The organism is Oribacterium sp. oral taxon 078 str. F0263 (assembly GCF_000469565.1).
In the GTDB taxonomy this organism is placed as follows: Bacteria; Bacillota; Clostridia; order Lachnospirales; family Lachnospiraceae; genus Oribacterium.
In genome coordinates this window covers 1-13,809 of the sequence record NZ_KI273097.1, presented here as the reverse complement: position 1 = coordinate 13,809, position 13,809 = coordinate 1, and the positions used below count along the sequence as shown (strand labels likewise).

General features: G+C 56.4%; 10 protein-coding genes and 1 pseudogene. All 11 read right to left on the bottom strand.

The genetic code is table 11. The features are described 5' to 3' along the window. On the bottom strand, window positions 1–3,984 hold the full coding sequence (gene rpoB / locus HMPREF1986_RS03035) for a DNA-directed RNA polymerase subunit beta (RefSeq protein ID WP_242837344.1): 3,984 nt from the start codon (window positions 3,982–3,984) through the stop codon (window positions 1–3). Window positions 3,985–4,402: 418 nt separating this feature from the next. Continuing rightward, window positions 4,403–4,888, bottom strand: coding sequence for a hypothetical protein (locus HMPREF1986_RS03030; RefSeq protein WP_021773285.1), 486 nt, complete (start codon window positions 4,886–4,888; stop codon window positions 4,403–4,405). Window positions 4,889–4,969: 81 nt separating this feature from the next. Beyond that, the gene (locus tag HMPREF1986_RS03025) at window positions 4,970–5,434 is read right to left on the bottom strand and encodes a DUF1934 domain-containing protein (protein ID WP_196806094.1); all 465 of its coding nucleotides are present in this window, start codon (window positions 5,432–5,434) and stop codon (window positions 4,970–4,972) included. 248 nt (window positions 5,435–5,682) lie between these two features. Beyond that, entirely contained in the window at window positions 5,683–6,765 is a 1,083-nt protein-coding gene (locus HMPREF1986_RS03020; protein ID WP_021773283.1) for a D-alanine--D-alanine ligase family protein, read from the bottom strand. Between the two features lie 76 nt (window positions 6,766–6,841). Then, entirely contained in the window at window positions 6,842–7,111 is a 270-nt protein-coding gene (yajC, locus tag HMPREF1986_RS03015) for a preprotein translocase subunit YajC (protein ID WP_009215554.1), read from the bottom strand. Window positions 7,112–7,264: 153 nt separating this feature from the next. After that, window positions 7,265–8,434, bottom strand: coding sequence for a tRNA guanosine(34) transglycosylase Tgt (gene tgt / locus HMPREF1986_RS03010; RefSeq protein WP_036599063.1), 1,170 nt, complete (start codon window positions 8,432–8,434; stop codon window positions 7,265–7,267). A gap of 94 nt (window positions 8,435–8,528) precedes the next feature. Further along, window positions 8,529–10,712, bottom strand: coding sequence for a protein translocase subunit SecDF (locus HMPREF1986_RS03005; protein ID WP_036599061.1), 2,184 nt, complete (start codon window positions 10,710–10,712; stop codon window positions 8,529–8,531). A gap of 112 nt (window positions 10,713–10,824) precedes the next feature. Continuing rightward, window positions 10,825–11,550, bottom strand: coding sequence for a hypothetical protein (locus HMPREF1986_RS03000; RefSeq protein ID WP_021773280.1), 726 nt, complete (start codon window positions 11,548–11,550; stop codon window positions 10,825–10,827). Continuing rightward, on the bottom strand, window positions 11,540–12,136 hold the full coding sequence (locus tag HMPREF1986_RS02995) for a signal peptidase II (protein ID WP_021773279.1): 597 nt from the start codon (window positions 12,134–12,136) through the stop codon (window positions 11,540–11,542). Before HMPREF1986_RS02995 ends, HMPREF1986_RS03000 begins: the two co-directional genes overlap by 11 nt. After that, window positions 12,133–13,248 (bottom strand): MocR-like pyridoxine biosynthesis transcription factor PdxR, encoded by a 1,116-nt coding sequence (gene pdxR / locus HMPREF1986_RS02990; protein ID WP_021773278.1) that lies wholly within the window; start codon window positions 13,246–13,248, stop codon window positions 12,133–12,135. The genes HMPREF1986_RS02995 and pdxR overlap by 4 nt, the downstream gene beginning before the upstream one ends. A 124-nt stretch (window positions 13,249–13,372) precedes the next feature. Next, window positions 13,373–13,809, bottom strand: a pseudogene (locus tag HMPREF1986_RS02985) (DDE-type integrase/transposase/recombinase); the annotation flags it as partial.

The window sequence follows — 13,809 nt, the reverse complement described above, 5'->3', positions numbered from 1 at the left end:
TTACTGCTCTTCGCCGTCTTCCGGGTCCTCCCCCTCTTCGGCTTCCTCCTCGTCCAGTGAAAGCACCGGCTCCGTCTCCGCGGGCTCTGCGTCCTCCGCCTCGCCGAGACTTGCCGCAAAGTCGGAATCCTCGGAGAGATCCTCCTCAAGCTCCGTCTCGAGCTCCGCCTCCAGCTTATCCTCCGGCTCCTCGTCCACAAGCTCGCCGTCCCTGAACTCCTGCTTCGTATAGCCATAGGAGGCGAAGTTCTCCTCCTTTCTCCCGAAGCGGTTCTCCCCGCCGGAGAGCAGACGATGCATATCCTGGTTCGCGTCGTAGAGATCCTCGGTGATCTCCACCTCATTCTTCTTCTCGTCCAGCACTCTCATGTCGAGGCAAAGCGCCTGCATCTCCTTTAACAGGACCTTGAAGGATTCCGGGACGCCGGGGGCCGGTATATTCTGTCCCTTGATGATCGCCTCATAAGTCTTCACACGGCCCGCGACATCGTCGGACTTCATGGTCAGGATCTCCTGAAGTGTATAGGCCGCGCCGTAGGCCTCGAGCGCCCAGACCTCCATCTCCCCGAAGCGCTGTCCTCCGAACTGTGCCTTACCGCCGAGGGGCTGCTGCGTGACGAGGGAGTACGGTCCCGTGGAACGCGCATGGATCTTGTCATCCACCAGGTGGTGGAGCTTCAGATAATGCATGAAGCCGATCGCGGTCGGCCCGTCGAACATCTCCCCGGTGCGGCCGTCCCGAAGCTGGACCTTTCCGTCGATGCTGATCGTGACGCCCTTCCACTCCTCCCTGTGCTCAAGGTGCTTTCCGAGGTAGTCATATACCGCCGGGTCCAGCTCCTCCTTATGCTTCTTCGAGAAGTCCTCCCAGGACTCATTCACATAGTCATTGGCGAGGATCAGCGTCTGCTGGATATCATTCTCATCCGCCCCGTCGAAGATGGGCGTAGAGACATCGAGCCCCAGCGCCTTCGCCGCGAGAGAGAGATGAAGCTCCAGGACCTGTCCGATATTCATTCGGGACGGCACGCCGAGGGGGTTCAGGACGATGTCCAGCGGGCGGCCGTTCGGGAGATAGGGCATATCCTCCACCGGGAGCACGCGGGATACGACGCCCTTGTTTCCGTGGCGGCCGGCCATCTTATCTCCGACTCCGATCTTCCTCTTCTGCGCGATATAGATGCGGACGGACTCGGAGACACCGGGGGCGAGCTCATCGGAGTTCTCCCTCGTGAAAACCATCGTATTGATGACGGTCCCGTAGGCGCCGTGCGGCACCTTCAGAGAGGTATCCCTGACCTCTCTCGCCTTCTCTCCGAAGATCGCGCGGAGCAGTCTCTCCTCCGCCGTGAGCTCCGTCTCCCCCTTCGGAGTGACCTTTCCGACCAGGATATCCCCCGCCCGGACCTCCGCCCCGATCCGGATGATGCCGCGCTCATCCAGGTTCTTCAGGGCCTCCTCCCCCACTCCGGGGACATCCGAGGTGATCTCCTCCGGGCCGAGCTTCGTATCCCTCGCCTCGCACTCGTACTCCTCGATATGGACCGAGGTATAGACATCCTGCTGGACCAGTCTCTCGGAGAGGAGAACCGCGTCCTCGTAATTATATCCCTCCCAGGTCATAAAGCCGATGAGAGGATTCTTCCCAAGGGCGATCTCCCCCGCGCTCGTGGAGGGGCCGTCCGCGATGATATCCCCCTTTTCCACATGCTCATGAGGGGAGACGATCGGCTTTTGATTGTAGCAGTTCGACGGGTTGCTGCGGACGAACTTCATCAGCTTATACTCGTCCAGCACCCCGTCCTTGTCCCTCTTTATGACGATGCGGTTCGAGGCGGAGACCAGGACCTCGCCGGAGTTCTCCGCCACCACACAGGCACCGGAATCCACCGCGGCCTTCGCGGACATTCCGGTGTCCACCACCGCAGGCTCCGTCACCAAAAGCGGCACGGCCTGCCTTTGCATGTTCGAGCCCATCAGGGCGCGGTTTGCGTCGTCATTTTGCAAAAAAGGGATCATGGAGGTCGCCACGGAGAAGACCATCTTCGGGGAGACATCCATCATGTCGATCGACGCCTTCGGAAAGGCCGAGGTCAGCTCCCGGTATCTCCCGGAGACGCTGTCGTTTACGAAATGCCCCTCGGAGTCGATGGGCTCGTTCGCCTGCGCGACGCGGTAATTGTCCTCCTCGTCCGCCGCGAGATATACCACCCGGTCCGTCACGACCGGATCCTTCGGATCGGACTTATCCACCACGCGGTAGGGGGACTCGATGAAGCCGTATTCATTGATCCTCGCATAGCTCGCAAGAGAGTTGATGAGTCCGATGTTCGGACCCTCCGGCGTCTCAATCGGGCACATCCTGCCGTAGTGCGTATAGTGGACATCCCGCACCTCGAAGCCCGCCCGGTCTCTGGAAAGCCCGCCGGGGCCGAGGGCGGAGAGCCTTCTCTTATGTGTGAGCTCCGAGAGCGGATTGTTCTGATCCATGAACTGGGAGAGCTGAGAGGAGCCGAAGAACTCCTTCACCGATGCCGTCACGGGCTTTATGTTGATGAGGGACTGCGGCGTGATCTCCTCGATGTCCTGCGTGGACATGCGCTCCCTGACCACTCTCTCCATGCGGGAAAGACCGATCCTGTACTGGTTCTGCAAAAGCTCCCCCACCGCGCGGATCCTTCTGTTTCCAAGATGATCGATATCGTCGGAATTTCCGATCTCTTCCTCGAGATTCATGCAGTAATTGATGGAGGCGAAGATATCCTCCCTTGTGATATGCTTCGGAACCAGCTCATGGATATGCTTCTTCACGGCCTCCCGGAGCTCCGCCTCGGAAGCCCCTTCCATTTCCTCGAGAAGCGCGCGGAGTGCCGGATAGTAGACAAGCTCGCGAATTCCGAGGGAGGCGAGGTCGAAGTCCTCCGGGAAATAAGAGGAGGCGTCCACCTGCAGGGAGGAAAGGACCTTCTCCTTCCGGCTCGGCCCGTCAATCCAGACATAGGGGACACCGGCGTTCTGAATCTCCTCCGCCTTCTCCCGGCTCAATACGGTCCCGGCCTCCGCGAGGAGCTCTCCGGTTGCGGGATCCGCCACGTCCTCCGCGAGGCTCAGACCGCGGATCCGGTTTCTGAAATGAAGCTTTTTATTGAACTTATATCTTCCGACCTTCGCAAGATCATAGCGCCTCGGGTCGAAGAACATGGAGCGGAGCAGGGATTCCGCGGAATCCACGGAGAGGGGCTCCCCCGGCCGGATCTTCTTATAGAGCTCCAGAAGACCGTCCTGATAATTGTCGGAGGGATCCTTCTCAAAGGAGGCGAGCAGCTTCGGCTCCTCCCCGAAGAGCTCGATGATCTCCGCGTTCGAGCCGATGCCCAGGGCGCGGATAAAGACCGTCACCGGGACCTTTCTCGTCCTGTCCACACGGACAAAAAAAACATCGTTCGAGTCCGTCTCGTACTCGATCCAGGCGCCCCGGTTTGGGATAACGGTACAGGAGTAAAGCTCCTTTCCGAGTTTGTCACGGTCAATGCTGTAGTAAATTCCCGGGGAGCGCACGAGCTGGGAGACGATGACCCGCTCCGCGCCGTTGATGACGAAGGATCCGGTCTCTGTCATGAGAGGGAGATCTCCCATGAAAATCTCATGCTCGTTGATCTCGTCCTTGTCCTTATTGATGAGGCGAACCTTGACCTTGAGCGGTGCGGCATAGGTGGCGTCCCGCTCCTTGCACTCCTCGATCGTGTACTTCTTCTCCTCCTCGCAGAGCTTGAAATTCACGAATTCGAGGCTCATGTGACCCGCGAAATCCTGGATCGGGGAGATGTCGTCGAACGCCTCCCTCAGCCCTTCCTTCAGAAACCATCGATAGGAGTCCTTCTGAATTTCGATGAGATTCGGCATCTCCAGAACTTCCTTGCTCTGAGAGAAAGTCATTCTGACGTTTTTTCCGGTTCTCACCGGGCGCATTTTGCTTTTTTTCATTGACCGTTCACCCCTGCTGTTTCGGACGGGTTTCCCCACCTTCTCGTTGAAATTCACAAAAAAGCTTGTCATATACCGTCCTGAGCGGTATAATCGAGAAAAGCAGCATGCTTTCTTATCGTTTTTTCGCGAATCAGGTTCTGAGTTTTCTGACAATCAGGGACGTCTGCCTGAGACAAGCCAAAAAAGGGCACACTTATCCCCTGCACCTCCATGAAGCCAAAATCGCAACTTTCATTTTAACATCCTGAAAATGGGATGTCAAGAATTCCCCTGCTCTTTTCCGCATGGAGCGGTCATAGACAAGCCTTGTTCCATAGGGCCGCCAAAAAGCCTTTCCTCTGCGCCTTCAAACTGCACAGGGGAAAGGCTTTTGAGAGCAAAAATACCAATAAAGATCAGTCCCTCCGATGGGCCTTTACTTCCGCCCGGAGGCGATGCGCTCGCGGAGTCCCGAGAGAAAGCCCTTCTTCGCGGGCGGCTCCGAAACGGCGCCTCCCCGGACGGATTTGATGGAGCGGATATAGAGCCCGGAGGCCGCGACCTTGACCTCCTTTTTCAAAGGGAGCAGCTCAAAAACCTTCGGCTCCGCGATAAAGGTCATGACTCTCGGTCCCACCTTCGCCTTTACGATCGGGAGCTTCGAGAGCTTAAGATAGAACGGCGTCTGCGCTCTGACCTGCTCCGGAAGTCCCGCCCGGACGGCATCCGCGATCCGCATCCTTTTTTTATCAATAACAAGGATGGAGACATCCATCGTGTTCGCTTCGATGAGGGGCTGCTGCTCCTCCTGCTTCTTCTGCATCCTTCTTCCGAGGAAATAGAGTGCGACCAGAATCAGCAAAAGGACAAAGAGAATCGAAAAGAGCGCGGTCAACACCGTCCCGGCATGTATCGCAAGCATAGAGAGCCTCAACTTTCCAGATAAATATTCCTGCCGGAAGCACCGGCAGCGCAGCAGCTGTAAATCCCCTTGGCGTCTGAATTATTCTACTATATCCAGGGGTGAAATTGCAATGCTGAGTTCACAGTCGCAGATCGCCTCTCCGTATTGGGAAATGCGGTAGCTGAGTGAAAGTTTCGCATCCCCTTCTGCGAAATTCCCTCTTTCCAAAAGGATACTCTTCGTCTCAAAGCTTAAGTCCATAGAGCCGGCCGGAGTCTCATAGCGCACCGTATGCTTCCTTCCGCTCTCGTAGAACAGGCTCTGTCCCTCCTGCCAGTTTCTGGTCACGGATACGGAGGGAGTCCGAAAGTCGATGAGCATCTCATGATGGATGCCGTCCAGAAGATAGGTGAGGACCGCGTCCTCCTCCCCCAGGCGCATCACGGCCCTGGCCTCATGCCGAATCAGCTCTGTCTCCCCATCCACAGTCTGCCTGGTCTCCATCAGGATCCTGACCTTCATGCCGTACCCCATCTCCCCTGCCTGATTTCCCGCCGAAATCACAAAACCCTGCTTCCCGAAGGAAGCAGGGCCTTGTGAAAAAGGAGAAAGGAAAATCATTCATACATTTATTATGTCCCTATCCTAGCACAGTCGCCCGTAAAGTGTGTGAAATATAATCGAAAAAAAAGTTATGGAATTCTTAAATCATCTCTTTCCCGGGTTTTTCTCCCTCTCCCCCGTCTTCCGCTCTCAAAAAAAGTGCAAATCCCATCCCCGCCCCTTCGCGTTTTCAAAAAGGCAGGGTGAAGTCAGAGCGAGCTTCCCGGCCTTTGACAGGCGCTGTCAATCAGGCGCTGGATCAGCTCTCTCTTTCCTATGCCCTTTGCCTCCCAGAGCATGGGATACATCGATATCGCGGTAAAGCCCGGCAACGTATTGATCTCATTAAAGACCGGCCCGTCCTCCGTGAGGAAGAAGTCCACTCTGGCGAGACCATAGCCGTCCACCGCGGCAAAAATCGCCTTTGCCGCGCTTCGGATGAGCTCCGCATTCTCCGCATCAAGCTCAGGGTTCACATCCGTCACGGAATCCGGATTATTGTACTTTGCGTCATAGTCATAGAAGCTTGCCGCCGCGCGGATCTCCCCCAGGCCGCTCGCGTGGATCTTCATATCGGGGCCGCGGAGGACCGCGCACTCCAGCTCCCTCCCATAGACCATCTCCTCTACGAGAAGCTTTCTGTCCACCTTCGCGGCGGCCCGCAGGGCATCCGGCAGCTCCTCCCGCTTCTCCACGCGGCTCACCCCGCAGGAGGAGCCCGCATTGGCCGGCTTCACAAAGACCGGGTACTGAAAGGACTTTTCGACCCTGTTTAGAATCTCCTCCATCCTCCCGAGCTCCGCCGCATCGACGGGAAGGCAGCGGGCCTGGCGGAGTCCGAGCTTCTTGAGGGGCTGCGCGGCAATCACCTTCGTGAAGAGCTTATCCATGGAGACCGCGGAGGCGAGGACACCGGAGCCGACATAGGGGATGCCGGAGAGCTCAAAGAGCCCCTGAATACTGCCGTCCTCTCCGTATTTTCCGTGCAGGGCCGGGAAGATCACATCAATCCTCTGGAGATGGCTGCTCCCGTCCTTCTCAAAAATCAAGAGAGAGCGAAGAGAAGCATCCGGAAGAAGCATCGCCCGCTTCCCCTCCCTCCAACTTCCGTCTTCGATCGAGGAGAGATCCTCGGCGAGCCGCCATTCCCCCTCCTTTGTGATGCCGAGAAGCACGAGCTCGTAGCGCTCCCTGTCGACATCCCTCGCGATATTCTGCACCGAGCGGCAGGAGACCTCGTGCTCTGTGGACCTGCCGCCGAAGATTACCAGTAAAGTCTCTTTCTCTCTCATTGATCTTCCCTCAGATATCTTCCCGCAAAAAAGGCGGACCGAGACGATCCGATCCGCATAAATTCCTGTCCTCTCCCTATGCCGGTTTTTCGATCTGTACGATCGCGGTCTTCTGCATCGGAATGCGGCAGTTTTTATTGCCCCCGAACTCCACGATCACCGTGTCGTCCGTCATATCGATGATGACTCCGTAGAAGCCGGAGCTTGTGAGCACGGTATCCCCCACCGCGACGGAGGACAGCATCTCCTGCTGCTTCTTCCTCTCCTTCTGCGAGGGACGGATGCCGATGAAATAAAACATCCCGCAGATCACGACAATATATAAGAGCCAGCCGACATTACCCATAGATCCCATGATATTTCCTCCTCTAAGCAGCGCTGCGGCTGCTCCGCAGTTCGATCAAGGCCTTAATGATAGCACAGTCGAAGATTGATTTCCAGCGGCAAGTTCCCGGAAGCACAGCGATTTAAGGCGCCTGTCTCCGACCTCCCGCTCCTCTCAATCTCCCTCTGAAAGACTCCGCAGCGTCTTCTCCTTGAAGTCCCGGAAGCTCCCGCTCCGGATGCTCTCCCGGATCTCCTCCATGAGCCGATTATAAAAGTAAAGATTATGGAGGACGCAGAGCCGGAGTCCGAGCAGCTCCCTTGCCTTCAGAAGATGCCGGATATAGGCCCGGGAATAGCCTCCGCTCCTGCTCCCGTCCTCTCTCCTCCTCCCCGCGCAGACCGGGCAGAGGCAGCCCTCCTCGATCGGCCTATGGTCCTTCTCATAGCGAAGATTCAGGAGATTCCTCTTCCCCTGATGGGTATAGACATTTCCGTGACGCCCATTTCTCGTGGGATAGACACAGTCGAAAAAGTCGATGCCGCGCTCCACCGCTTCCAGTATGTTTTCCGGAGTTCCCACGCCCATCAGATAGCTCGGCTTCTCTCTCGGAAGATGCGGAAGCACGAGGTCCAGGATGCGGTACATCTCCTCATGGCTCTCCCCCACTGCGAGACCCCCGACCGCATAGCCGTCCAGATCCAGGGCGCTGATCTCCTCCGCGTGCCTGATCCGGATGTCCCCGAGTATCCCTCCCTGATTGATCCCAAAGAGAAGCTGCTCCTTATTCAAGGTGTCCGGAAGGGAACGAAGCCTCTTACGCTCCTCCATGCAGCGGAGAAGCCAGCGGGTCGTTCTTTCGACGGAGGGCTCGATATAGTCCCTCTCCGAGAGGGCGGGAGGACACTCGTCGAAGGCCATCGCGATAGTGGAGCCGAGCATGGACTGGATCCGGATGGACTCCTCCGGCCCCATGAAGATCCTCCTCCCATCGATATGGGAGCGAAAATACACCCCTTCTTCCGTGATCTTTCGCCCCGTCCCGGAAAGACTGAAGACCTGGAAGCCCCCGGAATCCGTGAGGATCGGCCTCTTCCAATTCATAAAACGATGGAGGCCCCCCAGCTCCCGGATCAGCTTCTCCCCCGTCCGGACATGGAGGTGATAGGTATTGGAGAGCTCCACCTGCGTCCCGATCTCCACCAGATCATCCGAGGACAGGCCCCCCTTGATCGCCGCCGCGGTCCCCACATTCATGAAAACCGGCGTCTCGATCACACCGTGCACCGTCTCCATATGGGCGGACTTAGCTCTCCCCTCCTCCGCTACGATCTCATACCGCAAGCTCTTTTCTCCTCTCCTCTTTCGCAAAAAGAGGGAGGGTCTCTCTCCCCAGGCCGGAGAGACCTTCCCCCTTGATCCGGGTTTTCCTCTACCCTTAACCCTTTTTCTTCTTTGTCTTTTGCTTCGGCTGCTGCGCCCTCTGCTCCGCCGCCGCCTTTTCTCTTCGCTTTTCGGCAAGCTGGACGAAGTCATACCAGAGCGGTCCCGCGATCATGACGGAGGACCAGGCGCCGGAGACGATACCGACCATCAGGGGCATCGTGAAGTCCCGGATGGAGCTCACGCCGAAGAGGAAAAGCATGAGGACCGTGATAAAGGTCGTGAGCGAGGTGTTGATCGAACGGGTCAGGGTCTCGGAGACCGCCATATTCACGGAATCCCTGAGATTCTTCCTCCCTCCCGGCTCACTCAGATTCTCGCGGATCCTGTCGAAGATGACGATGGTCGCATTGATCGAGTAGCCGACGATCGTCAGGACACAGGCGATGAAGGTCGAGCCCACTGCCCAGCGGAAGACCGCATAGAAGGTGATCGTCACGAGAACATCGTGCGCGAGGGCCGCGACGGAAGCCGACGCGAACTTCAGATCCTTAAAGCGCACCCAGATGTAGATCAGCATAAAGAAGATGGCGATGAGAAGCGCCCAGACGGCGTCTCTCTTCATCTCCAGGGAGACCGCCCCGGAGATATTCTCCGTCGTGATCTTCTGCTCATCCACAGAGAATTTCTCCGCGATATCCTTGTAGAGCTCTGTCCTCTCATCCGTCGTCAGGGTCCGGGTCTTTATGATAACCTCATTCGTCCCCGCGACCTTTGAGGCCTGCGTGGAGGAGTCCCCTCCCGTCACCGCCGTAAAAACCGGGACGAGCTCCTTGTCGATCCGATCCAGGGGGAGATCCTCATTCAAGGTGATATTCGTGGAGGAACCGCCCTTGAAGTCGAGATCATAGTTAAAGAGATTTCCGATGCTCCTCTTATTCATCCCCATCGCGACAAAACCGCTGAGGATGAGCACGGCGGAAATCAGATAGGCGACCTTCCTCATACCCACAAAGTCGATGAGCTTCGCCGGCTTTTTGATCCCGTAGAGCTTCGGGGAGGAAGCGCCGAGCGTCAGGAAGCACCACATGAAGCCTCTCGTCACAAAGAGAGCCGTGATCAAAGAGACGACGATACCGATCGCCAGGGTCGTCGCAAAACCCTTGACCGTCCCGGAGCCCCGGAGATAGAGCACCGCCGCTGCGATGAGCGTCGTAATGTTTCCGTCGAGGATCGCGGAGAGAGCCTTGCTGTAGCCGGCCTTGATCGCCTTTTCCACCGTATTGCCCTGTCCGAGCTCCTCCTTGATGCGGGTGAAGATGATGACATTCGCATCCACCGCCATTCCTATGGAGAGGATGATGCCCGCGATGCCGGGCAGAGTCAGCGTCACCTCAAAGGCCTGCAGAAGCACCATCTCGAGTCCCACGTACATGAGGAGCGCAAAGGATGCGGAGAGGCCCGGAAGGAGATAGAAAATCAGCATGAAGAGCATGACCAGGGAAAGCCCGATCGCCGCGGCCTTCAGAGAGCTTGTGATGGCCTCCTGTCCGAGCGTGGCGCCGATCACATTGGAGCGAAGCTCCGTAAGCTTAAGGGGAAGCGCCCCGATCCGGATGGTGGAAGCGATGGTCGAGGCCTTTTCATAGCTGTCCATCCCGGTGATGGAGGCCTCCCCTCCGGTGATCGCTTCCTGCACAGTAGGAGCGGAGATCGTCTTCCCGTTGTAAACGATGTAGAGGGGCTTTCCGACATTATCGGATGTGGCCTGCGCGAACTTCTTCGCCCCCTCCTCCTTAAAGGCGAGGCGGATAATGTATTCCTTATTATTGTTTTGGTTCGTCATGGCCGGGGACGCGGTCTTCACATCATCTCCGGTGAGGAGCACATTTCCACTCTGATCCTTGAACTGGAGAGAACCGGGCTCTCCCAGCTCCTTCAGGATCTCATTCGCATCCGTCGCCCCCGGGATATCGATATTGATCCGGTTCGCACCCTCCTGGTAGACCTGCGCCTCCGTGGAGTAGCTCTGCGCCTTAAGCTGAAGCTTATAGCGGGTATCCGACATCTGCTCCGCCGTAGGATTCGGCTCATCGGTCTGATAGGTGATGGAGACACCGCCGTTCAGATCCAGTCCGAGACGGATAGTCGGTGCGCCGCGATAGCCGAGAAAGCAGAAGCCGGCCGTCGCAAAAAGCAGAATGAGAAGCAGCAGAAACGCTCTTGATTTCCTCTTCATTTTCGTATCTTCCTTTGCATAATCCATAATTTTGATCCGCCGCTTCCCCCCGCGGCAAATCAGCGCCTTTTATCTTAACATAATCTTAATGAAGATTCCACCTTTCTCTTTCTCAGTGGCTGAGAACGAAAAGAGTCGAGAAGAAGATGGCTGCCAGATAGAGCCCAAGAGGAAGAGCAATCGCGAGCGTTTTTACGCCGAGGAGACGCCGGAAGATCCAGATCGAGGAAACGATATCCAAAGGGAAGAGAAGCTGCGCCAGGGAATTGAGAATCACAGGGAGGAGTGAAATCTCCTTCCGGCGGCAGCTTCGAGATAAAAGCCTTATCGCAAGCAGCTTTCCGGGCAGTATCAAAAGCCAGATAAATATAAAGAAGCTAAGCCCCACCGCGATCGCCACAAGCCCGCCGACAGCCATGACGTTGCTGATTAAGACCGGAATAATAAGCCAGGGGCCAAAGAGAGGACTTGTGCCAAGCACCACTCCGGCCAGGGGGAAGGCGAGAAGGCCGCAGATACAGGCTCCGAGAGAGCCGAGCATCAGGATAAAGCTGAGCGGGAAGAGCCCGTACTTATATAGGAGGAGCGAGCTCTCCAGAAACTGCGGCTCGGAAGAGCGCCTTTCATCAAAGATCATCTGCCTTATCATAAAGGAAAAGAGAAGGAGGAGAAGGATAAGGAAGGGGACAGACGAAAACAGAAAGCGCATTCCCCCCTCTTCTTTTCTTCGCTGAATGGAAAGGCAGAGCGCGGAAAGCGGGAAAAAGAGGTAGACGAAGAGAATATAGAGAAGCTGCGAGAAATGAAAACCGATATACCGTTTAAGCTTAGTTATCATACTTCCTCCCATCCAGTGAAGCTCTCCCTCCGAAAGCATGCCTGATAAGAGAGGCAAAGAGAGAAAAAAGCAGAGAGAGGCCATAGAGCAAAGCGCCGCTTTGAATCATGAGATCCCCGATATTTACGATGGAGCGCTGAAAGCTCCCGATCCGGATATTGAGGTAATCCGTGACCCTCCCCCTCCGGATCCGGTCGATGACATTGGAAGCGGCTCCGCCGATCGCGAGGGAGATCCCGAGCTTCCTCACAAAAAATCTCCCGGGGCAAAGCGCGCAGAAAAGCTGCAGTGCCCCCAGCAAAAATGCCGTGACAGAGAGAGAGGAGAGCTTCACAAACTCCGGCTTATCCGACATGCGTCCCATCGAAAAGCCGGGATTATGGGCCCGGACGATCCGGATCTTCCCTTTGGTCCCGGGCATGTCCCGCGGGAAATTCTCCTCCGGCTCCCCGTCGATCCGATGCTTTACGGCCTGATCGAGTCCGCAGAGCGCAGCCGAGGCAAAGAGAAGGCGCAGAAATTCCGGACTGCTCCTCCAGAGGAAGCCGAGCCCGGAAAGCCTGCGAAGCATCCTTTTCTTTCTCATGAATTTCTCCCTTCTGCCCTTCTCCTCCGCCTGACGCGGTTGATATGTCTCTCGAAATCCCCGCTTTTTAAAAGCTCTGTGAGGAAATACTGGTCGAGAACCGGAACCGTACAGGAGTAGGCGGAAATCCTTTTCGAAAGCTCTCCCGCTCTCTCCCGGGGGAGAAGCAGATAGCCGACCCGGATGGACGGTGCGATCGTCTTCGAAAAGCTGTTCACATAGATCACGAGCCTCTCCGGCTCCAGAGAAAAAAGCGTATCCTCCGTCTTTGTGGAGCCGGAAAACTCCGAATCAAAATCATCCTCTATCACAGTGACCCCCCTCTCCCTCGCAAAGCGGATATATTCGTGGCGCTTGGAGGCACTCGCGATCACGCCGCTCGGATAGCTGTGAAAGGGTGTGACGTGGAGAACCTCGGCCCTGCTTCTCCGAAGCTCCTCGCTCAGGATTCCCTCCCTCCCGAGCCGAAGTCTCTCTATCCTCGCCCCGCTGTCCGTATAGACCCTCTCGATCATCCGGTAGGAAGGGTCCTCTATCCCATAGAGCTTTTCTCTCCCTAGCATCTGCACGATGAGCAAATAGAGATACTCCGCCCCGGAGCCAAGGAGGATCTGCTCCCGGGAGACCCGGATCCCGCGGCTTCTGCGAAGATAGGCGGCGATCGCCTCCCGAAGCTCCGGAATCCCTCCCCCCGGGGACTTTCTGAGAATGCGCTCCCCGTATTCCGATAGGGTTCTCCGCACCGTGCGGGCCAGGATCGGATAGGGCATCCCCTCGCCCTCTCCGCTCTGCCGCATTCCCTTCTCTCCGCTCTCCCTCTCCTCCCCTTCCCTTCCTCTCCTTTTCTCATCCTCCCCGCCGTTTTCTCTCACCGGAAAGGAATCGCTCTCCCGATAGGAGACAAAGAAGCCGCTCCTCTCCCTCGCCTCAATATAGCCCTCTTCCTCGAGGAGGCGGCAGCAATGCTCCACCGTGATCACGGAAATCCCGTGCTCCTCCGCAAGAAGCCGCTTCGAGGGAAGTCTCTCCCCCAGGCGATATCGCCCCTCCGTGATATCCTCCCGTATCTCCCGGTAAAGCTGAAGATAGCGGGGCAGCCGTCTCTCCTCCATACTCCTTCCCTCATGATTTCTATCATATCCCCGTAAAGAAGACGGGAAATCGGATCCCTGAGAGCGATTTTTCGCTCTTCCCTGTTGTGGTCAACCTTTTTTGTAACATTTATGGCTAAATTTTTTATGCAGCATATCGTGCCTCAAATGGAGTACGGTATCCATTGTATGAATGTGGGCGAACATGGTTGTATTTGACATATGCGAATTGCTCCACTGCTTCATATCATTGCTCCTCTGTGTGATACTGATGGAGATATATCTCCTCATTCTTCAATGTGTTGAAATAACGCTCCATAGGTGCATTATCATAGGGATATCCGGCTTTGCTCATGCCCTGTGTAACATCATGGTTGTCACAGTATTCGATAAAAGCTTTAGAAGGATATTGCACGCCTTGATCTGAATGAAGTATTAAATCAGGGCTGATACTTTTTGGGGATGCGAAAGCTTTGTCCAGAGTCCGGATCGCCAGGTCGCTCGTTATGTGACGGTCCGTTATGCTTGCGATGACGCTGCGGTCATGCAGGTCAATCATAGTGCAGTTATATCTGACATCGC

Excerpts from the sequence above, each read along its gene's own strand:
- rpoB (WP_242837344.1), bottom strand. The coding sequence starts at position 3,984 with ATGAAAAAAAGCAAAATGCGCCCGGTGAGAACCGGAAAAAACGTCAGA.
- HMPREF1986_RS03030 (WP_021773285.1), bottom strand. The coding sequence starts at position 4,888 with ATGCTTGCGATACATGCCGGGACGGTGTTGACCGCGCTCTTTTCGATT.
- HMPREF1986_RS03020 (WP_021773283.1), bottom strand. The coding sequence starts at position 6,765 with ATGAGAGAGAAAGAGACTTTACTGGTAATCTTCGGCGGCAGGTCCACA.
- yajC (WP_009215554.1), bottom strand. The coding sequence starts at position 7,111 with ATGGGTAATGTCGGCTGGCTCTTATATATTGTCGTGATCTGCGGGATG.
- HMPREF1986_RS03005 (WP_036599061.1), bottom strand. The coding sequence starts at position 10,712 with ATGAAGAGGAAATCAAGAGCGTTTCTGCTGCTTCTCATTCTGCTTTTT.
- HMPREF1986_RS03000 (WP_021773280.1), bottom strand. The coding sequence starts at position 11,550 with ATGATAACTAAGCTTAAACGGTATATCGGTTTTCATTTCTCGCAGCTT.
- HMPREF1986_RS02995 (WP_021773279.1), bottom strand. The coding sequence starts at position 12,136 with ATGAGAAAGAAAAGGATGCTTCGCAGGCTTTCCGGGCTCGGCTTCCTC.
- pdxR (WP_021773278.1), bottom strand. The coding sequence starts at position 13,248 with ATGGAGGAGAGACGGCTGCCCCGCTATCTTCAGCTTTACCGGGAGATA.